Below are 19,794 nucleotides of genomic sequence, written 5' to 3'. Positions count from 1 at the left end.
TGCCGAAGCCCTGGGATCCAGCCAGCTGCTCTGGAGCGCTTCGCCAAGAGCTGTGGTGGTGGCTGGAAGACGTCGCAATCTGGATCAACGAACAGCACCTATGGAATCTGGCTCGACCCGGGATCCCGGAATGCTGGCCCGCCCACCCCCACCTCGTCCACGAGCTCGCCGCCGTCGCTGCCGCCCGGTACTACACGAGATACGCCGCTACCCCAGCCGCTCTCGAGGACTGGCAACGCCACTGCCTGACAGAGTTCCTCGAACGCATCCGCGAGCGACTCGGAGCGGGCTGCCAACCGGGCCAGCACTCGAGACGACCGCGCCATGACCGCGATGGAATACACGCCAGTGAACGGAGTCATCAGATCAGAACTCGACAGTTCATAGACGACGTCACAAGGTCAAGCAGTCGGACTGAAAACGCTGCCCCGCGACCGCGATGACGGGCGTCGTCCGATCCACACGTACCGCTCTCGATGTCCGCCGACGGTCTGCGCGGCCTGGCTCGGCAGGCGGAGGACACCACTCGCACTGAGCTGGAAACAGCGGGCATACCTAAGCGGTCGCATACGACGCCCACCCCGCCCACTAAGACGCGCGCATACGAACTCGCGGATTCGCGAACGTTGACCAATCTGGCGGGAAGAGCGGGGACTCGTTCGGGTACGGCTCGCCGCCGCAGGGGTCGACCCCTCCTAGCCCGATGCGGGGCTGCCCTGGAACCCGGGCGGCATGGCAAGCGTGCAGGGTGGCCCGTACACGGTCACGACGCCCTTCCCGAGCACGACGTCCGCGGCCGGGCGGGCAGTCATGCCTGCCCACGTCGTGCCGTCGAACGGAGCCCGCGCCTCCCAAGCGTCGGCGCTCAGCGGCTCCAGTCGCGTCGGCAGCGCGGTCCCCATGTCTGCGGACTTGACGCTGAACGGCCCCCTCGGGCCGTCGAGTTCCCAGTACACGTCCACAACCGTCACCGCGCGACCACCAGCGTTGGTGACGTGGATGGGCAGCGTCCAGTAGTCCCAGCCGTCGTGGGTGCCTTCCCGCGAGATCGCCCACTGGCCGTCCACGGAGATGACAGGCTGCTCGCGGCGCGCGCTCACGACCTGCCAACCGAGGCTCCCCCCGCTCAGGAGAAGCGCCAGCGTTGAGACCCAGTCTGCGTAGTTCGGCACCGCGCGACCCTAGTCGAGGGTGGTCGGGACGTACGCGGCTTTGGCCGCGAGCCGCAGCATGACCGCGGCCTGCACTTGGTCCTCCAGCAGGTCGAGGTAGGGGATCGCGCACATCACGACCGCCGAGGCGAGGTAGAACGACGCGGCCTCAGGGTCCTGGTCCTGCTGGAGCGTGGGAACGAGTTGCCGCCCGCGACCCAGCGGCGGCTCGTATCCGTAGCGCGAGAACGTCGTGACAGAGGGGTGAACGAAGCGGCTCAGGTTCCGGTAGGTCAGGTACAGCTGCCTCCCATACTCGCTGTCGCCGAACAGGTTCTTGGGCGTGTGGAAGACCTCGTCCACGTTCTTGGGCTTCGGGACCATCCCCTCGCGCTTCTCCCGCGCCGCGAACGCGGCGATCATCGGGTTCAGCGGGTCGAAGTTCGCGTCGAGCACGACCTCGAACCAGCGGGCACGCTCGACCTCGCTCTGCTGTAGGAACACCTGCCCGCGCTCCTCAGGCGCGACCTTCAGCCACTGCGCGAGCACCGCGTGCTCGATGACGACGCGCGTGAGCGCAGCGGCGCTCAGGGTGCGGCCCTCGCGCAGCAGCAGCACGGCGGCGCGCGCCGTGTCCCGCGCGTACATCGCCAGCCCGTGCAGGACGAGCAGGCCGGAGGCGTTGCCCTCCCAGATGCCGTACTCCTCGACGCCGTCGAGAGCGGCGCAGGCCGACTCGACGGCGTCGAGGTGTTCTTCGATCGGAGTCGTCACGCGCGCCAAACTACTTCCAGCCGGTCCGGCGTCCAGCGCGCGCCCCTATGGGTTCGGGCGACCAGCGCGCGCCCTGGTGCGTCCGCTGAAGCCGTTCTCGGCTACCCGCCCCCCGCGCGATCCTGCAGCCGTCCCCGCTCCTAATGCCGCGTCGGGCCCGGGGACAGCCCCGTCAGTACCGCGGCTCGTTCGACGGCGTCGGGGCCTCGTCCTTGGCCCGGCAGCGTGCTCAGAGGTTCGCGGGCCTCTCGCTCCCGCGTCCGCCGCCGCTAGCCCAGCCGGGGCCGCTGATGTCGAGGCCACACAGGGTCCGCCAACTGCGCATGTGGTCGTCGATGTGGACCACGTCGGCGCTCGTGCGCCACACATGACCGGACAGGCGCCACACACAGTCTCGTGCCGTGCCGTCTTGACGCGAGGGCGGCCAGCGCTAGTGGGCGCTGAGCGCCGTCGAAGCGGGAGTCGACGTGGCCGGCCGCTGGTCGAGGTCTCGAAGCAGATCCAGACGGGCGGCGAGGGTGAAGCAGCCCGAATGGAACGCGGTTCTCCGTACAGTGATCACCCGTGTGGAGGTGGGCGACACGATTATTCTCTGCGTTCCAACGGAGTGGAAGCCGACGGAGTGATTCTGACGATGCCTCCCCCTCGGCCGAGACGCCAGCCGACGGAACCGCAGCGCCGACAGCGCCGCAAGTGATAGGTAGAGGCGTGCCCGAGATCAAGTACCCCGAGTACCGCGACTACGTGTCCAATCGCGTCGAAGTGAACAACGCGATGATGGCGATGCTGGCGGGGTCGCGGCTAGCTGCGCACACACTCCAGCTGACGACCGGATCGACCGCGACCCTCGGGCAACTGTTCCCGGCCGTGGAGCACATCGGGCGCTTCAACCTCCGGAGCGACCAGGCCCGCGCCCTGCTTCATGACGCGGACGAGCACATCGCGTCCGTGGCGGTCCCATACGCGCTCGCGACCCACGAGGCGTTCGTGATGGACATGCTCGACATGATCAAGACCGAGGGGACCCCGTGGATCACCCACGGCAAGCGAGTCAAGGCGTGGAATATGCACACCGTCTTCTTCGAGAGTTGCGGACACGCGGAGCCCGCCGACTACATGGAGATGTTCCACGTCCTTCGCGAGGCGCGGAACTGCATCATCCACGAGCGCGGGGGCGTCAACACCGAGCTGACCAACGCGATCGCAGCGATGGGTGCCGGGGCACGAGCCGAGTGGGAGCGCCTGAACCAGTTCGAGAAGCCGGAGGCGCTCGACGGAGGCAGCGGGCGCCTCGCGCTCACGGCCGGGCACATCTTCACAGCCTTCGCGGTCACCAAGTTCCTCGGCCGCGCGATGAACGCGGTCCTCGGCACCCATCTGAGGGTCGACACGTGGGCGCGAATCGCAGTGGCTGACTTCGCGGCGTCTACCAAGAAGACCCGCAACTCCAGCCAGTGGCGTCGCTCGGCGATCGGCTACACCCGCGAGAACTACGGCGGGACCGCCGTGGCCGAAGTCGACATCGAGATTGCGGCCCGCGCCCTCGGACTGTGGACGCTCGCTCGCTGGGAGTGAGAAGTGAAAAGGGGGCTCTGTCCTATTGAGCTACGCCGACCTGAGGGCCGGGCCGGGACTCGAACCCGGGTCACCCGCTTTCTGTGGAAGCCCTGGTCACGAACCAGCGCAGCCCTTACTCCGACTTCCTGGAACCCAGATTAGCAGGCTCGACAATTCGAGCGGGTCGGCTTGGCACGCTGGCTCCACCGAGTCCGCAGCCACAGGAGACAGACCGCGCGCGGCCTCGTGGAGCGGGGCGCTCTGTGCCGGAGGTCGCCTACCCCCGGAGGTGGTGGCGCTCGGTGCCAGGGACGTGCCGCCCCGAGCCGACGCTGCATGTTCGCGACGAACTGAAGTTCGTCGGAACCCACCAGGCCGCACCTGTCGGTGGGGACGTCGCCGAGTTGCGAGCGGTTGACGTAGCTCCACCTGAACTGCGTCATATCGCCGCCATCGGGCGCGATGTCGACGAGACGCCCTCGCCGTGGTGCGCCCGCGAATTTCATCAGACTCTAGGTGGACACTGTGGAGATGTCCGATCGCTACTACGTCTACGTGTACATCGACCCGCGCAACCTGGAGGAGTTCTACTACGGGAAGGGCACCGGGTCCCGTAGCCAGGCACATCTCCAGGACACCGGCGACTCCGTCAAGGTCGCGCGCATCAAGGCGATCCAGCAGGAGGGACTCGAGCCCATCATCCGGATCATCGCTAGGGGCCTCACCTCGGCCGAAGCACTGATGGTCGAGACCACCCTCATCTGGAAGCTGGGTCGCACGCTGACGAATGTTGCGTCAGGTCAATACGTCGGAAAATTTCGGCCGCGCGACACCTTTCACAAACGACTCGCGCGCTTCGATTTCGAGAACGGCATCTACTACGTCAACGTCGGTGAGGGCGAGACGCGCCATTGGGACGACTGTCTTCGTTTCGGCTTCCTAGCAGCGGGTGGCAAGCCGAAGTGGAGTGACCCACTTCGCGGGCTCGAGGAGGGTGATGTCGTTGTCGCCTACCTCAAGGGGGCCGGCTATGTCGGCGTAGGCCTCGTGCGGTCGCAGGCCGTCCCATACGCGCTATACCGACACAAAGGCAAAGCACTCGGAGAATATGACCTTGTCGAACCCAACATCGCACACGACGCTGACGACAACGCGACCTGCGAGTACGTCGTCGCCGTCGAGTGGGTGCGAGCAGTAGAGAGGGCGGAGGCCAAGTGGGCCCCGAAGAGTGGCCTCTACACGACGACGCATATACGGGCATCGCTAGATGCCCAACCGACCACCACTGCGTACATCGAAGACGCCTTCGGCGTCGATCTGGGATCTTTGGCCGACGCAGATGTCAACTGAGGCCCGCCAGAAGCACGGCGGCCCACCTCGCGTCATATCGCCGCGTTCAGGCGCGCGGCGGGGCCGAAGCTCGGCTAGCAGTCGTGATCGTCGTTGCGGATGATGATGTTCCGGTCGTCGCCGTCTGCTCTGCCGTAGAGGATGAAGCCCTGCTGGCGAACGTCATCTCCAGCGCAGATGATGTAAACCGCTGCGTAGCCGTCGTTGTCGTCGAGGACCTCCTTGAAGACGTCCGCTGCGTTGGTGCTGTCCTCCACGGAAACTACGACCTCCGTGCCGATCCCGGTCTCGGTCTCTTCCACGACGATGTAGTTCGACGAATCCTCCCCCGAATCGGCAGAAGAGCAACCGGCGGCGGCCGCGATCACTAACGCGACTGTCAGCACTCGAAGCGTCATCAGTCCTTCCTCCGTTGGGTGTGCGCAGGGACCTCTCGACCGTGCTGGGTCGAGGAGTTCGTCGGACGATAAGGGGCGGCGGCCCGAGGGGGGTCTCCGACACACCGCTGCCTGGCACAGCCAGCGGCGCGGCGGCCTCCACGTCACGCAACCCAGTCGCACATCACGGGGGGTTGGTTGGTCATTCGCATCCGCCATGGATGCGTCTATTCGCCGCATTCGACGGCACGCCAAGAGGCGCGATTCTGCCGCAAGTTGATGGCGGCGACTTGCCTAGGCGAGCAGCCCCGCGCGGTGCCAACCCGTCCTTGACACGCCCAGTGCGGGAACCGATCATCACCAAATGTCTTTCACACGCCGCACAGGTTCAGCATGGGTCCTGGCCGCCGTTCTGGTCGTCAGCACATTCCAGCAGCCTGCGACGGCAAGTAGGGCGACCGCGCCCGACGTCGGGTTTGCAGCCCGGCTCATCCTCACACCCCACAAGCTCGGCACACTCCAGCTCGGGATGAGCGCCGAGGAAGCTGTCGCCACTGGGCACCTCGTCGACAACCCAGAAGAGCCTTGCGGCTACCCCGCTCAAGTGATCGACAAGTACGCCTACGTCCTATTCGTCGGGTGGAACGACGATGACAGCATCGACAACATCTTCATCAAGGGCAGGTCGGTGGCACGCACCAAGGCGGGCGTGGGCGTGCGGTCGACCGTGGCCGAGATGCGCGCGGGGCGCCGGGGCCTGCGTCCGGCGAGGCGCGTTGACGGCGACGGCGGACGCCTTTGGATACAGGCGCTGCGGCGCGGAAATGACTGGCTCATTTTTGGCCTCAGCACACCTGAGAACCGTCAGCCGCGTCCCACCGACCGGGTGAGCTTCATGTTCATTGACCGTGATTGGGCTCCCAGGGACGGACTGCACGGAGGCTGCTGAACGTCGGGCAACGACAGCCCAGCGCCGGCGAGCTGCGTTGGCGACCCTCACAGTCATTCCGCCGCATGGGACTTGTCAAGCACCCGTTGCGTCGCCTCTCCTGGACAGCGGCACGCTACTTCCCGGTCTCCCCAGTACACGTCCCCGCTGGCATCAGCGTTAGCCCAATATGGAAAGTGAGCATTGTGGGCCTGGAGTGGGGGTACGAATCGCCCGCCAACATGCAGGAGCGAGAGCAGGTCCGCGATTCGGGGGCACATCCGTAACCTCGCGCTGGCACCAACAGGTAATTCTCACGTCGGTAGTGGTTTGAGGCCCGCCACCGTGATCAGGTGGGCGTCGCAGCGGTCGCCGGCGACGAGGGTGAGGCCCTTGAGTCCGGCGAACCGGCGGTGATCGAGGTGGCGCCGGGCACCCGTAGGTACTGGTCGACGGGTCGCCACGGCGCCCGACGCGCGGGTCAGGCCAACCATGTGATCGTCCCGTCGACGCGCGCTACCGCACCGTTGGCGACCTCGACCCACGGGGCCTGGTGGGGAGCCACGCCTGTCAGGTGGGCGACGGCTGCTCGGATGGCGTCACCGTGCGAGACCAGCACCGTCACGCCTGCGTGGAGCTCGAGCACCTCCGTGAGTACGGCGCCCAACCGGTCGTGCACCTCCATGATCGACTCCCCACCGGCCAGCGGGAGCGTCGGATCAGACCAGTCGTGCGCCTCCGCGGCGGCCCAGGTCTCGTCGTACCCGCGTCCCTCGAGCGTGCCGAGGTGCTGCTCTCGCAAGCGGGTCTCGAGCATCACCGGCGCCCGGAGCGCCTTGCCAGCAACCGTGGCGGTCTCGACGGCGCGCACCAGGTCGCTGGTGAGGATCCGGGCGACCGGTCGGCCGGCCAGATCCGTGCCGATCAGCGATGCGGCTCGCGCGGCCTGCTCGCGCCCGAGGGACGTCAGCCGCGGGTGGGAGGTCTGTCCCTGGGTCAACCGCAGGACGTTCCACTCCGACTCGCCGTGGCGGACGAGGTAGACCGGGGGAGTCACGGCGTTGATCCTCCCGTACGTCTCGGATCGCTCGTGGTGCAGGGCACCGGGTCGGGCGGACGACGGGGACCAGCGAGTCGTGTCAGTAGGCTCGCCGGGTGCCCGAGTCCACTCCTGCTCTGCCCGCCGCAGGCGCGCACGGCGGTGACGGGCCAGCAGTGGCCCGCGCGCTGGGGCTCGATCCGGGCGATCTGCTTGACCTCTCGCAGAATCTGAATCCGTTCGCCGCTGACGTGTCCACGCTGGTCACTCGGCATCTGGACACGCTCGGCCACTACCCCGACGACCGCCCCGCGACTCGGCTCCTGGCGCAGGCGATGGAGGTGGATCCATCGAGGTTGCTGTTGACCAACGGCGGGAGCGAGGCGATCGCACTGCTCATCGCCGAGTACGGCGGGCAGGTGCTCGGCGAGCCGGAGTTCGCGCTGCACCCTCGGGGTGACGACGGACCCGTGTGGCGCAGCAACCCGCACAGCCCGACCGGGCGCCTGGCCGGCCCCGAGGATCACGCCGACATCTGGGATGAGGCGTTTCATGCGCTGGCCACCGGCCACTGGAGTGCAGGGCGCAGTGGCTTGGTGGTCGGTTCCCTCACCAAGACGTTTGCCTGCCCGGGGCTGCGGCTCGGCTACGTGCTCGTCGAGGACCCGGGCGATCTGGCCCGGGTCCGTCGCCACCAACCACACTGGTCGACCAGCGCGCTCGCGCTGGCGGTGCTGCCGGACCTGCTCGAGTCCGCAGACCTCCCGAAGTGGTCGGCGCAGATCAGCGAGGCTCGGGAGGATCTGGTGGGGCTGCTGCGCGGCTACGACCTCGAGGTCACTAACGCCGCTGCCCCCTGGGTGCTGGTCGATCGGCCGGGACTGCGTGAAGCCCTTGCCCCACGCGGAGTCCTGGTCCGTGACTGCACCAGTTTCGGCATGCCCGGCGTCGCGCGCATCGCCGTACCGCATCCGGATCAGCTGGCCCGACTCGATCGGGCACTCGTCCGCGCCCTGGACCCCTTGGTGCTCTGAGCTTTCCCTGGGTCTAGCCTTCGCAGGCGTCCTGAAGACGAAGTCCGGTGAGAGTCCGGCACTGTCCCGCAACGGTGAAGCCACCAGAACCTGGTGGACAAGTCCGGTCGACCTTCCCGACGTGAACCGCATCGCCCTCGAGGACAGGGGTGGGTTTCGTCCGGCAACGTGTCGTGCGATCGCTTCCTCCTCGACCCATCAGGAGGAAAGTTGAAACAGATTCGCAAGCTGCCCGTCGCGCTGGCCCTGGCCACCTCGCTCACCATCGCTGGCTGCGGTGACGGCAACACCAGTCCGTCCGGGGACGTCAGTCCGCCCGTCTCGTCGGCTGACTTCCCGGTGACCGTCGATGCCGTCAACGGCGAGGTCGTCCTCGAGAAGCAGCCCGAGCGCATCGTCTCGCTCTCGCCCTCGGCCACCGAGATCCTGTTTGCGATCGGGGCGGGGGATCAGGTGGTCGCCGCCGACGACTACTCGACCTACCCCGCCCAGGCGCCGACCACAAAGCTGTCGGCGTACGACCCGAACGTGGAGGCGATCGCCGGCTACGCGCCCGACCTCGTGGTGATCGCCAACGACACCAACGGCATCGTCGGGGCACTGGCCAAGCTCGACATTCCGACCATCGTCAGCCCGGCTCCGGCCACCATCGATGAGGGCTATGACGGCGTCGCGGCACTCGGCCTGGCCACCGGTCACGTCGACGAGACCGCGACGGTGGTCGCCGACATGCGGGCCGCCGTCGACGACGCGCTGGACGCAGCTCCACAAGAAGGCCTGCGGGTGTACCACGAGCTCGACGAGACGTTCTATGCCGCGAGCTCGAACAGCTTCATCGGCTCGGTGTACGACGCGCTCGGTGCGACCAACATCGCGGACCCGGCGGACAAGCCGAAGAGTGGCTACCCGCAGGTCACCGAAGAGGCGATCATCGCCGCCGACCCCGAGCTGATCGTGATCACCGACCAGGTCAGCTACACCGCCGACGACGTGGCGAGCCGACCCGGGTGGGAGGACGTCAGTGCCGTCAAGAACGGCAACATCGTCACCGTCGATGCCGACATCTCCTCGCGCTGGGGACCCCGGTTGCCGCAGCTGGTCGAGTCGATCGCCGACGCGCTGGCCTCGGTGAAGACACCGGTCGGCTGAGCGTGCTCTCCGACACCACTGCGGCAGCGACATCTCCGTTGGCCGACCACGAGGCACCCCCCGCGGTGATCCGTGCGGCTGATCGCGCCTACCGGTTGCCCGTGCGCGCGCTGCTGGTCTCGCTGACCCTGCTCGTGATCGCGGGCCTGGTCAGCGTCACCCAGGGCGCCGCCGGACTGCCGGTGTCCGGAGTGGTGTCGGAGCTGCTCGACGCGTTGCCCGGGGTCGAGGTCGACTCCGGCCTGACCACGTCGCAGGAGGCGATCTTGTGGTCGATCCGGTTGCCCCGTGCGGCGCTGAGCATGTTGGTCGGAGCGGCACTCGGGATGGCCGGGGCGGCGTACCAGGGGGTGTTCCGCAACCCTCTCGCGGACCCCTACCTGCTCGGGGTCTCGGCGGGGGCGGGACTCGGGGCAGTGCTCGCGCTGGGCTTCGACCTGGACCTGAGCTTCGGGCCCTTCAGCGCGGTCCCCGCCGCCGCGTTCGCGGGCGCACTGCTGGCCGTGAGCGGGTCGGCACTGATCGCCCGCGGCTCGTTCTCGTCGGCCGCCACCTTGCTGCTCTCCGGCGTGGCGATGGCGGCGCTGTTCTCGGCAGCCCAGACCTATGCGTTGCAGCAGCTCGACGAGTCCAGGGCGCGAGAGGCGCTGAGCTGGCTGTTCGGGCAGCTCAGCACGGACGGCTGGGACCAGGTCTTGTTGCTGCTGCCCTACGTCGGGCTCTCCGCAGTGGTGCTGCTGGCCTACGCCCGTCACCTGGATGTGCTCCGGCTCGGAGACGACGAAGCAAGAGCGCTCGGCCTCAAGCCGGCCCGCACCCGGTTGTTCGTGATCGTCGCGGCCACCTTGATGACGGCTGCCGCGGTCTCGGTCAGCGGCCTGATCGCCTTCGTCGGACTCGTGGTGCCGCACATGGTGCGCATGCTGACCAGTCACAGCTATCGCGTGATCCTGCCTCTGGCGGGCGTGCTCGGTGGCGCCTTCCTCGCCAGCGTCGATGTCGGTGCACGCACCCTGGTCGCGCCGGCCGAGCTGCCGGTGGGCGTGATCACCGCGTTCGTCGGTGCTCCCTTCTTCGCGTTCGTGCTGTGGCGACGCGGTGCACCCCGATGAGGCTGCGAGCCACCGGGCTGCGCGTGCGACTGCAGGGCGCCGAAGTGCTGCGCGGCATCGACCTCCACGTGGACGCAGGGGAGTGGCTCGGCGTGATCGGGCCCAACGGCGCTGGCAAGTCGACCCTGCTCAAGGCGCTCGCCGGGGTGCTGAGACACACCGGCGTCCTCGAGATCGGCTCCGGCTCCCGGGCCACCCAGGTCGCGCTGATGCCGCAGACACCGCTGCTGCCCGAGGGCATGTCGGTGGTCGAGTACGTCCTTCTCGGTCGCACGGCCCACCTGGGCTGGCTGCGCGGCGAGACCCGGCGGGACCGCCGGATCGCCGCCGAGGTGATCGGCAGGCTGAGGCTGGGGGAGTTCGCCGACCGACCCGTCACCTCCCTCTCCGGAGGCGAGGCGCAGCGGGCCGTGGTGGCCCGTGCCCTTGCCCAGCAGACCCAGGTCCTGCTGCTCGACGAGCCCACCAGTGCTCTGGACCTCGGCCACCAGGCAGAGGTGCTGAGCGTGGTCGACGAGCTGCGCCGGCAGGACGGCATCAGCGTGATCGCCGCCATGCACGATCTCGGCTCCGCCGCCCGGTACGCCGATCGGCTGCAGCTGCTCGCAGCCGGGTCGTCCGAGGTGGTGGGCACTCCGCAGCAGGTCCTGGATCCCGATGTCCTGACTCGGGTCTATCGCACCCCACTTGATGTGCACCGACTCAACGGGGAGATGGTCGTTCTTCCCCGCCGTGCTGCCACCATCGGAAGGAACAACCCATGAGCGACCACACCGAGCCGCGTACCGAACGTCCCTACGACAAGCGCGAGCTGCGTTCGGCGCCGTCGCTGGTGCTGGTGAACACCGGACACGGCAAGGGCAAGTCGACTGCGGCGTTCGGCACCGTGATGCGTTCGGTGGCGCGGGGATGGCCGACCGCGGTGGTGCAGTTCATCAAGAGCGGCACCTGGCACACGGGCGAGGAGAAGATCAGCCGTCAGATCGGGGTGGACTGGTTCAGCGCCGGCGACGGCTTCAGCTGGGAGTCCAGCGACCTCGACGAGAGCCGGGCGAAGGCGGTGGCGGCCTGGGCGTTCGCCAAGGACCTGATCAACCGTGGCGAGCACCGGATGATCCTCCTCGACGAGGTCAGCTATCCGATGAACTGGGGCTGGATCGACGCCGACGACGTGGCCGCGACGCTCCGCGACCGACCCGAGGACACCAGCGTCTTCCTCACCGGACGGGAGATGCCGCAACCCGTCATCGAGGTCGCGGACACCGTCACGGAGATGGTGAAGGTCAAGCATGCCTTCGAACAAGGAATCCGGGCACGCAAGGGGATCGACTATTGAGTGGCGCCCTGCTGGTCTGTGGTGCCACCAGTGGTGCCGGCAAGTCCACCGTCGCCGCGGCCCTGTGTCGGGTCTGGTCCGACGCGGGCCGTGACGTGGTGCCGTTCAAGGCGCAGAACATGTCCAACCACGCCGCGGTCACTGCCGACGGCGGCGAGATCGGCCGCGCCCAGGCGATGCAGGCGTTGGCGGCACGGGTGGCACCGGACCGCCGGATGAACCCGATCCTCCTCAAGCCGTCGGCCACGCACACCAGCCACCTCGTGGTCCTCGGTGACGAGGTGTCAGTGACCGACGCGGCCGGCTACGGGGAGGTTGCGCGCAGCCTGCGTGCTGTGGTCCTCGATGCGTTCACGTCGCTGCGCAAGGAACACGAGTGGGTGGTCGCGGAGGGCGCTGGTGGAGCAGCCGAGATCAACCTGCTGGACCGTGACCTGGTCAACCTGCCACTCGCGGCCGCGGCCGGCATGCCCGCGATCGTGGTGGTCGACATCGACCGCGGCGGTGCGTTCGCCTCGGCGTACGGAACCTGGGCGCTGCTGCCGGATCACCTGCGCCCCCTGGTGCGCGGGTTCGTGTTCAACCAGTTCCGGGGGGATCCCTCCTTGCTCGAGCCCGGCCATGCGGAGCTGACCGCTCGCACCGGGGTGCCCGTGCTCGGCGTGCTTCCGCACCTGGGACACCATCCGATGCTGGGGGTGGAGGACAGCCTCGACCTGGCGGCGACGGCGCGGCCGGTGAGCTCTCCTTCGCCGGTGCGGGTGGCGGTCGTGCGGCTGCCGCACCTGGCGAACCCGTCCGACTTCGACCCGCTGGTGATGGAGCCGTCGGTGAGCCTGCGCTGGGCCACCCACCCCGCCGACCTCGAGGATGCGGACCTGGTGATCCTGCCGGGCAGTCGCACCACGGTCGCCGATCTGGCATGGATCCGCGAGCGTGGCATCGCCGACGCCGTGGCTGGTACCGATGCAGTGGTGCTCGGGATCTGCGCCGGCCAGCAGATGCTCGGACGCTGGATCGATGATCCGATCGAGTCCGGGGCCGGCCGGGTGGCCGGCTTGGACCTCCTGGACGTGGAGACGACATTCGCCACGCCGAAGATCGTGCGCCAGGTCGGCTCCGGCTATGAGATCCGGTGGGGTCGGCCGGTGACCGGAGAGCCGTGGGACGTGCCGTTCGAGGGCAGTCGTCGAGGGTCGGTGCACGGGACCAGCGTGCACGGGATCTTCGACGACGATGCCTTCCGGCACTCCTTCATGGGCACGGTGGCGCAGGCGCGAGGACGGCTCTACGAGCCCTCACCAGTGCCCTATCACGCGGCTGTGGAGACACACCTTGACCACCTGGCGACGTGGCTCGGCGAGCATCTGGACCTGAAGGCCCTGGACGAGATCGCCACGTCGGCCCTTCCGATCTCCGATGCACCGGGATGGGTCTGATGACGTACCGCGTCAGCATGTTGCCCCCCGGGCGCGATCACCGACACGTGCTGGTCTGGCAGTTCGACGAACCGGTGCGGGCGTTGTCGTCGGCCTCGGTCGGCGGCGGCTTCAGCACGCCTGCCTGGCTGCTCAACATCGGTGTGCCGCACGACTACTCGCGGATCGACCTCGACGAGCACGCAACGGCGATCGCGGCTGGGCGGGGCCTGTCGGGGTCTGGCATCGCCATGTTCACCGCCGTCGATGTGACCCGGGTGGAGCATGCGTGCTTCGAGGGGGCATCGGTGAGCGCGACCGTCGGGGTCACCAAGCCGACCTGGGCCGCCGATCCCGAGGCCGGGCATGGTTCGTGGCCGGGCACGATCAACGTGGTCGCGTCCGTGCCGGTTGCGCTGGAGCCGGCCGCGATGGTGCAGGCACTGCTTGCCATGACCGAGGCCAAGACTCAAGCACTGCTGGAGGCGCAGGTGCCCGGCACGGGGACAGCGAGCGACGCCATCTCCCTGCTCTGCTCGACGGCCGGCCCGGCGCACCGATTCGGGGGTGTGCGCTCCAGCTGGGGTCACCGGTTGGCCATGGCCACCCATGCCGCCGTACTACAGGGGTTGGTTGCTCATCCGGGACGTGCTCGATGAGCCGGCTGGGGCGTCGCGCGCTCGGCGTAGCGGGTGGGTTGCTCCTGCAGAAGGCACTGCCGGAGCCCCCGGACCGCTGGCACCCGGTGGGTTGGTTCGGGATCGCGATGCAGAAGGCGGAGGCCATCGGGTACGCCGACGACCGTGCCGCCGGCGTGCGCCATGCGCTCGTCGGTGTGGCGATCGGCGGGTTGGCAGGCGGGGCGATCCGATCCACGACCCTGGCGGTTGCCATCTGCGCTGCTGGCAGGGAGCTGCGCCGGGCGGCAAGCCTGGTCGAGACGCCGTTGCTCACCGGTGATCTGGCAACCGCCCGCGTCGCCCTGCCCTCGCTGGTCGGCCGCAACCCGAGCCGTCTCGACGCATCGGGCATGGCTGCTGCCGCGATCGAGTCCCTGGCTGAGAACTCCGTGGACGCCGTGGTCGCCCCCGCATTCTGGGGCCTGATCGCCGGTGCCCCTGGGGTGGCGGCGCACCGGGCGATCAACACCATGGACGCCATGGTCGGTCACCACAACGACCGCTACGAGAACTTCGGCTGGGCCGCAGCACGGCTCGACGACGGCGCCAACTGGGTCCCGGCCAGGATCTTCGCCCTGCTGGTCATGACTGCCGCGCCGGCCCGGGCGAGGGCTGTGCGGGCATCGGTACGACGAGATGCCCACCTGCACCCGTCCCCCAATTCCGGAGTGGCAGAAGCTGCGGTCGCGGCCGCACTTCGTCGCGAGCTCGGCGGTCCCCTGCAGTACGGCGAACGGCACGAGGACCGGCCACGACTCGGTGACGGCCCACGCCCTGAGGCAGCCGACATCGCTGGGGCGCGTGAGCTGACCAGCAGGACCGAGTGGGCACTGATCGCGACGCTGGTCTTGCTCTGGCGGGCAGACCACCGACTCGGCCGAGTCCTGGTCCGAGTCCGAGACACGAGGAGATCCACCCGATGCCCTTGACCTTCCTGACCGGAGGAGCCCGCAGCGGCAAGTCGGCTCGCGCCGTGCTGATGGCGGAAGCGAGCGGCCACGACGTCACCTTCGTCGCGACCGCCCAAGCCCGCGACACAGAGATGGCGGACCGGATCCGGCTGCACCGGGCCGAACGACCAGCCGACTGGGTGACCATCGAGGCACCCCTCGACCTCGAGCCGGCGATCGCCGGGCTCGGCGCGGAGTCCGCCGGCATCATCGACTGCCTCTCGCTGTGGGTCTCCAACCTGCTCGAACGCGGCGATTCTGCCCAGCAGATCGAAGCAGCAGCCGAACGCGCTGCCACTGCGTGCGCCGGCAGCGGCGCGGAGTGGATCGTGGTCAGCAACGAGGTCGGCATGGGGTTGGTGCCGATGCATCCACTCGGCCGCGACTACCGCGATCGGCTCGGCCGGGTCAACGCCACGTTCTCCCGCCACGCAGCCCTCGCCCAGCTCGTGGTCGCCGGGCGCGCCCTGACCCTCGGTGACCACAACCTCGACCTCACCACCATGGAGGACAGATGACTGACCTGACGGCATTGAAGAGCACCATCGAAGCGATCCGGCCAGCCTCGGCCCAGACCCTGCAGGAGGCCACGACCGCCATGGCCGACAAGGTCAAGCCACTGGGCAGCCTGGGCCGCCTGGAGGACGTCGCAACCCGGATCGCCTCCCTGCGTGGTCGCATCGACCTGCCCGACCCGACCCCGGCTGTCGTGGTCTGTGCCGCCGATCACGGTGTCGCCAACCAAGGAGTGAGCGCGTTCCCACAGCCAGTCACCGGGCTGATGCTCACCGCGTTCGGCAGTGGAGGTGCCGCTGTGGCGGTGCTGTCCCGCGCCGCCCGCGCACGACTCGTGGTGGCCGACCTGGGTGTGATCGACCCGCCAGCGGTGCCCGGCCTCCTGGAGCGCAGCGTCCGTCCGGGTACCGCGGACAGCACCCTCGAGCCCGCGATGACCGTGGCAGAGGCGACCTCGGCACTGGGGCACGGCATCGGCATCGCCCACGAGCTCATCGACGACGGTGTCGACCTGATTGCGCTGGGCGAGATGGGCATCGGCAACACCACCACTGCCAGCGCCCTGACGGCGGCACTCCTCGGTCGCGATGCCGCGGCGACCTGTGGCCGCGGCACCGGGCTCGACGACGAGCAGGTGGCCCACAAGGTCTCGGTGGTCGACCAGATCCTGGCACGACACGCGACATCCGGGGTGTCCAACGACCCGCTCGCCACTCTTGCCTCGATCGGTGGACTCGAGGTGGCGGCACTTGCCGGCGTCGTGCTCGGGGCCGCGGAGCGGCGAATCCCCGTGATCGTCGACGGATTCATCACGGGAGCCGCTGCGCTGGTGGCTGCTCGACTCGCTCCTGCGAGCACCGATGCCATGATCGCCGGGCACCTGTCACCCGAGCCCGGGCACGCCTTGCAGCTCGCCGCGCTCGGGCTTCGTCCACTGCTCGACCTGGAGATGCGACTGGGCGAGGGCAGCGGCGCTGCACTGGCGATCAACCTGGTTCGCTCAGCCATCGCGGTACTCACCGAGATGGCGACGTTCGCGAGCCTCGGTCTGGCCGAGACCAACCCGGTGGCGTGAGTGCGCACCCTGGCCGCGGCCACGATGCTGCTCACCCGGGTGCCGGTCCCCGTCTCGGCAGGCAATGTCGATCCGGCCCGTGCCGCCGTGCTCTATCCCGTTGTCGGGGCCGCGATCGGGGCCATCGTGGCGGGCGTCGCTGTCGGAGCCGGGGAACTCTGGCCGGTGCTGATCGCCGTCACCTTGGCCGTGGTGACCGAAGTGGCGCTCACCGGTGCCCTGCACCTGGACGGGTTGGCTGACTGCGCCGACGGGATGGCCGGCCGTGACCGCGAGCACCGGCTGCAGATCATGAAGGACCACTCCATCGGCGTGTACGCCGCGGCGACCCTGGTACTGCACCTGCTGCTGAAGGTGGCCGCCCTGGCGACCCTGCTGAACGCTCTGTCCCCCGAGGAGATGCTGCTGCTCTTGATCGGCGTGTACGCCGCCTCCCGCGGCGCGATGCTGCCACTGGCTCGGGTGCTCCCCTACGCCCGGGTGGAGGGGACGGGCCGGGGCGTGGTCCAAGGCATGGGCACGAGGCAGCTCGTGAGCGGACTCGCCCTGGTCCTCGTGGGGTTGGCCGCAGTGATCCGGGTCCATCCCGGGGCGGCACTCCTGATGGCTCTCGTCGCTGTGATAACCACCCTGGCCATCGGACTGCTGGCGCACCGCCGCATCGGTGGCGCGACCGGCGACGTACTCGGCGCTTGCGCTGAATCGACCCTGTTGACCATGTTGCTGGCTGGGGTCGCCGTACTCGCATAACTGCGAGGGTGTCGGGTGGGGCTCCGGCTTGCGAGAACTGGCTCGTCTGACGTGTCGGTGGGAGTTCCGACCCGCAATGACGGTCCGCGGCGGGCAAGGTCAGCATGACAACGCGATCGGCGCCTCGGGCGAGCGGTACCCCAACCTCCTGCGGCGACCGCCCAGGTCATGGACCCGGTCACGGTTCAGGTATCACCGCAACGGATGGAGGTAGCCGTGCGTCGGAGGAGCAGTAGCACGCCACGGTACCGACCCAGGGTTCCAAGGCGGGTCATCTCGCCGCCTGTCGACGTAGCTCGAGGCATCCATTCATGCCGAGGAGCGTGTGATTGCCAGTGCGATGGAAGGGTCGGGTTGTCATAATCACTGCTCTGGGCCGGCTCCGGTCAGTGACTGACGCGGAGCTTGGTCGCCCACGACGCTGCGTCCGGGTCGTCGACGTCGGTCACGGCGTACAGGGACGTCTGTCCCTCGTCGGCGTCCAGCACCATCAGTCCCTCGACCTTGATCACGCTGCCGTTGAGTCTGGGCAGGGGTACGACTTCTTGGACATGGTCTCCTCGGATGCGTGCCAGGGCCGAGGCGACCACCGGCCCGTCTTCGCGGGGGTCAGGGCTGTCCTCGGCGGCGGCACTGGCGATCAGGTCGCCCCCGGGCAGCGCGACGACGTCGGTGATGGCCAGGCCGACGCCACCCACGGCGCCGAGGTCGTAGTGCACGGGACGGCTCCATCACCAAGCCGGAGGACATCCGGCACNTCCTCGGCGGCGGCACTGGCGATCAGGTCGCCCCCGGGCAGCGCGACGACGTCGGTGATGGCCAGGCCGACGCCACCCACGGCGCCGAGGTCGTAGTGAACGGGACGGGTGGCCGTCACCTCTGCTGCGTTGAGGTCTCCCAGGGTGGCAGCCACTGCGGTGCGTACGTCGATGTGGACGCACCCCGAGGGCATCCCGGCCGAGGGGAGCCCGCGGTGGAACCACCGCAATGTGTTCCCGATGATGCAGGCGCCCTCGAGGTTGAGCAGGTCGAGGTCCATGGCCAGGGCAGCCGCCGCGGCGGCGTACACCTGTGCCATGTCGGCGACCACGGCCCTCGGCCGGCCGTCCTCCAGCCGAAGCAGGCACCACTGCATCCGGGCCGGGGAGGAACCCGAGCCCATCACCAGCACCGCTGGCGCCCCACCGACCTCGACCTGACAGGCGGTCTCGAGGTCCGGTTTGAGGTGCTTGGTCCCGGACGCCTCGTCGAACACGTCATGCCCGCCGACCGGCGGGAGGAGCCGTACGCGAGTGGCCGTTCCGTCACGGAACCAGGCTGCTCGGGGGGCGNGCCTCGTCGAACACGTCATGCCCGCCGACCGGCGGGAGGAGCCGTACGCGAGTGGCCGTTCCGTCACGGAACCAGGCTGCTCGGGTGGCGTCGTCCGACACCACCAAGTGGCCGTCGCCGAAGGGAACGACCGCGGAGGCCGCTCGCACCGGGGCGCCGTCGCGGAATCGAAGCCGTTCAGCATCCAGCAGCTCGACGTCCATGACGAGATGCTCCCAGACGCCTCACATTCAGTCGCAGATTCTCCGTCGGCGGCGGTAACCGGAGCAGGTGTGACGCACCGCCGCTCGCGTCGTGCTGCCGCCTGTCGGACGCCCGGCTCCGCCGTCGGGCGAGCACTCGCGCTCACCAAGCGTCGGGCTGGTTCACCGGGCCGCTTGCTTGACCCGATGAACCTCGAGCGGCCCAGCCGATGTGCGCAACAGCGCTCGTTCCCTGCTGTACCCAGCGCAAACGAATTGACGCTCGCGGGTGCGCCGCTTGTAGGGGATACAGTGGTGCAACCGCGTGGCTCATCTTCGAGGCACCGTTGGTCTGCAGGGCTCGTTATGAGCGCCTCTCTGTGTGCCTCACTTCCAGCGCACCAGAGAGAGCCCCGTGCTCGCATCTTCTGATTACGCCCAGTCCATCGCCGAAGCAGCGCGAACCTTGAATACACCTCGCAGCCTCGACGACACCCTGCAGACCATTGTCGAAGTTGCCTGCAATTCAGTGCCTGGGTTCGAGCACGTCGGCATTGCGACGCTGGAGAAGAAGGGCCACATTGAGACGCGAGCCTTTATCGGTGACCTGGTCCTGCCCCTTGACACGGTGCAGTACGGGTGTCGGTGTCGAACCTGCAGCACGAACAGCGGTGGCCTCGCTACGTGGCGCAAGCGCGGGCTGCGGGCGTGCGGTCGCAGATGGCGGTCAAGCTGTACCTGGGCGAGGGCACCTTGGGCGGTATCAACTTCTACTCCACGAGCTCCGATGACGTTAGCGACGACGCTCAAGTCCTCGCTCGGCTGTTCGCCACCCATGCAGCCATTGCCCTGGGGCATGCCCAGGAGCGCGAGGCCTTCAAGGAGGGTTTGCAGACGCGCAAGACCATCGGGGCGGCTATCGGCATTCTCATGGAGCGCTACGAGATGAACGAAGACCGCGCGTTCGCCTTCCTGGTCCGGGCCTCGTCGCATACGAACATCAAACTCCGCGCCGTTGCACAAGAACTCGTGTCCGAGGCAAACACCAAGTAGGTGGGCCCGCAGCACGACGGACGTTCTCATC

20 protein-coding genes, 1 pseudogene and 1 riboswitch are annotated in these 19,794 nt (G+C 68.4%); of the genes and pseudogenes, 15 read left to right on the top strand and 6 right to left on the bottom strand.

The window, feature by feature from the left end:
• Nucleotides 1-695 precede the first annotated feature (695 nt).
• Both ASG88_RS06935 and ASG88_RS06930 read right to left on the bottom strand, forming a co-directional pair.
• Complete coding sequence (locus ASG88_RS06935; protein ID WP_056886706.1) at nt 696-1,172, bottom strand: hypothetical protein; 477 nt, start codon at nt 1,170-1,172, stop codon at nt 696-698.
• A gap of 9 nt (nt 1,173-1,181) precedes the next feature.
• Nucleotides 1,182-1,925, bottom strand: coding sequence for a DUF5677 domain-containing protein (locus ASG88_RS06930; RefSeq protein WP_056886705.1), 744 nt, complete (start codon nt 1,923-1,925; stop codon nt 1,182-1,184).
• 708 nt (nt 1,926-2,633) lie between these two features.
• Between ASG88_RS06930 and ASG88_RS06925 the strand changes: the two genes are divergently transcribed.
• Nucleotides 2,634-3,500, top strand: a complete 867-nt coding sequence (locus tag ASG88_RS06925) for a hypothetical protein (RefSeq protein ID WP_056886704.1) — start codon at nt 2,634-2,636, stop codon at nt 3,498-3,500.
• 513 nt (nt 3,501-4,013) lie between these two features.
• Nucleotides 4,014-4,832: a GIY-YIG nuclease family protein gene (locus tag ASG88_RS06920; protein WP_056886729.1), complete on the top strand. Its 819-nt coding sequence runs from the start codon at nt 4,014-4,016 to the stop codon at nt 4,830-4,832.
• A gap of 74 nt (nt 4,833-4,906) precedes the next feature.
• On the opposite strand, the gene ASG88_RS06915 is transcribed toward ASG88_RS06920, so the two are convergent.
• Nucleotides 4,907-5,230: a hypothetical protein gene (locus ASG88_RS06915; RefSeq protein ID WP_056886703.1), complete on the bottom strand. Its 324-nt coding sequence runs from the start codon at nt 5,228-5,230 to the stop codon at nt 4,907-4,909.
• Between the two features lie 343 nt (nt 5,231-5,573).
• On the opposite strand from ASG88_RS06915, the gene ASG88_RS06910 reads away from it, so the two are divergent.
• On the top strand, nt 5,574-6,158 hold the full coding sequence (locus ASG88_RS06910) for a hypothetical protein (RefSeq protein WP_056886702.1): 585 nt from the start codon (nt 5,574-5,576) through the stop codon (nt 6,156-6,158).
• 460 nt (nt 6,159-6,618) lie between these two features.
• On the opposite strand, the gene ASG88_RS06905 is transcribed toward ASG88_RS06910, so the two are convergent.
• On the bottom strand, nt 6,619-7,194 hold the full coding sequence (locus tag ASG88_RS06905) for a histidine phosphatase family protein (RefSeq protein WP_056886701.1): 576 nt from the start codon (nt 7,192-7,194) through the stop codon (nt 6,619-6,621).
• A gap of 98 nt (nt 7,195-7,292) precedes the next feature.
• Between ASG88_RS06905 and ASG88_RS06900 the strand changes: the two genes are divergently transcribed.
• From ASG88_RS06900 to cobS, 11 genes are all read left to right on the top strand, one after another.
• Complete coding sequence (locus tag ASG88_RS06900; protein WP_157559601.1) at nt 7,293-8,210, top strand: aminotransferase class I/II-fold pyridoxal phosphate-dependent enzyme; 918 nt, start codon at nt 7,293-7,295, stop codon at nt 8,208-8,210.
• Nucleotides 8,204-8,340: riboswitch (cobalamin riboswitch) on the top strand. (Overlaps the previous gene by 7 nt.)
• Nucleotides 8,341-8,420: 80 nt before the next feature.
• On the top strand, nt 8,421-9,359 hold the full coding sequence (locus ASG88_RS06895; protein WP_056886699.1) for an ABC transporter substrate-binding protein: 939 nt from the start codon (nt 8,421-8,423) through the stop codon (nt 9,357-9,359).
• A 101-nt stretch (nt 9,360-9,460) separates the two neighbouring features.
• Complete coding sequence (locus tag ASG88_RS06890) at nt 9,461-10,471, top strand: FecCD family ABC transporter permease (protein WP_200956385.1); 1,011 nt, start codon at nt 9,461-9,463, stop codon at nt 10,469-10,471.
• Nucleotides 10,468-11,235: an ABC transporter ATP-binding protein gene (locus ASG88_RS06885; RefSeq protein ID WP_056886727.1), complete on the top strand. Its 768-nt coding sequence runs from the start codon at nt 10,468-10,470 to the stop codon at nt 11,233-11,235. Before ASG88_RS06890 ends, ASG88_RS06885 begins: the two co-directional genes overlap by 4 nt.
• On the top strand, nt 11,232-11,807 hold the full coding sequence (cobO, locus tag ASG88_RS06880; RefSeq protein WP_056886698.1) for a cob(I)yrinic acid a,c-diamide adenosyltransferase: 576 nt from the start codon (nt 11,232-11,234) through the stop codon (nt 11,805-11,807). The genes ASG88_RS06885 and cobO overlap by 4 nt, the downstream gene beginning before the upstream one ends.
• Entirely contained in the window at nt 11,804-13,246 is a 1,443-nt protein-coding gene (locus ASG88_RS06875; RefSeq protein ID WP_056886697.1) for a cobyric acid synthase, read from the top strand. Before cobO ends, ASG88_RS06875 begins: the two co-directional genes overlap by 4 nt.
• Entirely contained in the window at nt 13,246-13,884 is a 639-nt protein-coding gene (locus ASG88_RS06870) for an adenosylcobinamide amidohydrolase (protein ID WP_200956384.1), read from the top strand. The genes ASG88_RS06875 and ASG88_RS06870 overlap by 1 nt, the downstream gene beginning before the upstream one ends.
• The gene (locus ASG88_RS06865) at nt 13,881-14,834 is read left to right on the top strand and encodes a cobalamin biosynthesis protein (protein ID WP_056886695.1); all 954 of its coding nucleotides are present in this window, start codon (nt 13,881-13,883) and stop codon (nt 14,832-14,834) included. The genes ASG88_RS06870 and ASG88_RS06865 overlap by 4 nt, the downstream gene beginning before the upstream one ends.
• On the top strand, nt 14,825-15,373 hold the full coding sequence (cobU, locus tag ASG88_RS06860; RefSeq protein ID WP_056886694.1) for a bifunctional adenosylcobinamide kinase/adenosylcobinamide-phosphate guanylyltransferase: 549 nt from the start codon (nt 14,825-14,827) through the stop codon (nt 15,371-15,373). Before ASG88_RS06865 ends, cobU begins: the two co-directional genes overlap by 10 nt.
• Complete coding sequence (gene cobT / locus ASG88_RS06855; RefSeq protein WP_056886693.1) at nt 15,370-16,446, top strand: nicotinate-nucleotide--dimethylbenzimidazole phosphoribosyltransferase; 1,077 nt, start codon at nt 15,370-15,372, stop codon at nt 16,444-16,446. Before cobU ends, cobT begins: the two co-directional genes overlap by 4 nt.
• Complete coding sequence (gene cobS, locus ASG88_RS06850; RefSeq protein WP_056886692.1) at nt 16,447-17,196, top strand: adenosylcobinamide-GDP ribazoletransferase; 750 nt, start codon at nt 16,447-16,449, stop codon at nt 17,194-17,196.
• Between the two features lie 386 nt (nt 17,197-17,582).
• Here cobS and ASG88_RS06845 read toward each other — a convergent pair whose 3' ends face one another.
• Both ASG88_RS06845 and ASG88_RS24190 read right to left on the bottom strand, forming a co-directional pair.
• Nucleotides 17,583-17,915 (bottom strand): DUF6910 family protein, encoded by a 333-nt coding sequence (locus tag ASG88_RS06845; RefSeq protein WP_056886691.1) that lies wholly within the window; start codon nt 17,913-17,915, stop codon nt 17,583-17,585.
• Nucleotides 17,916-17,954: 39 nt separating this feature from the next.
• Nucleotides 17,955-18,527 (bottom strand): annotated as a pseudogene (locus ASG88_RS24190) (DUF6910 family protein); the annotation flags it as partial.
• A gap of 828 nt (nt 18,528-19,355) precedes the next feature.
• Between ASG88_RS24190 and ASG88_RS06830 the strand changes: the two are divergent.
• Nucleotides 19,356-19,763, top strand: a complete 408-nt coding sequence (locus tag ASG88_RS06830) for an ANTAR domain-containing protein (RefSeq protein WP_157559600.1) — start codon at nt 19,356-19,358, stop codon at nt 19,761-19,763.
• Nucleotides 19,764-19,794 lie beyond the last annotated feature (31 nt).

It is taken from the genome of Nocardioides sp. Soil777, assembly GCF_001428425.1.
Lineage (GTDB): Bacteria > Actinomycetota > Actinomycetes > Propionibacteriales > Nocardioidaceae > Nocardioides > Nocardioides terrigena.
Note: the sequence above shows the minus strand (reverse complement) of the source record. Positions and strands in the feature narration are given on the sequence as shown.

Bases quoted from the DNA above. Each gene is read 5' to 3' on its own strand.
- ASG88_RS06915 (WP_056886703.1), bottom strand. From the start codon at position 5,230: ATGACGCTTCGAGTGCTGACAGTCGCGTTAGTGATCGCGGCCGCCGCC.
- ASG88_RS06870 (WP_200956384.1), top strand. From the start codon at position 13,246: ATGACGTACCGCGTCAGCATGTTGCCCCCCGGGCGCGATCACCGACAC.
- ASG88_RS06885 (WP_056886727.1), top strand. From the start codon at position 10,468: ATGAGGCTGCGAGCCACCGGGCTGCGCGTGCGACTGCAGGGCGCCGAA.
- cobT (WP_056886693.1), top strand. From the start codon at position 15,370: ATGACTGACCTGACGGCATTGAAGAGCACCATCGAAGCGATCCGGCCA.
- cobO (WP_056886698.1), top strand. From the start codon at position 11,232: ATGAGCGACCACACCGAGCCGCGTACCGAACGTCCCTACGACAAGCGC.
- ASG88_RS06920 (WP_056886729.1), top strand. From the start codon at position 4,014: ATGTCCGATCGCTACTACGTCTACGTGTACATCGACCCGCGCAACCTG.
- cobU (WP_056886694.1), top strand. From the start codon at position 14,825: ATGCCCTTGACCTTCCTGACCGGAGGAGCCCGCAGCGGCAAGTCGGCT.
- ASG88_RS06865 (WP_056886695.1), top strand. From the start codon at position 13,881: ATGAGCCGGCTGGGGCGTCGCGCGCTCGGCGTAGCGGGTGGGTTGCTC.
- ASG88_RS06910 (WP_056886702.1), top strand. From the start codon at position 5,574: ATGTCTTTCACACGCCGCACAGGTTCAGCATGGGTCCTGGCCGCCGTT.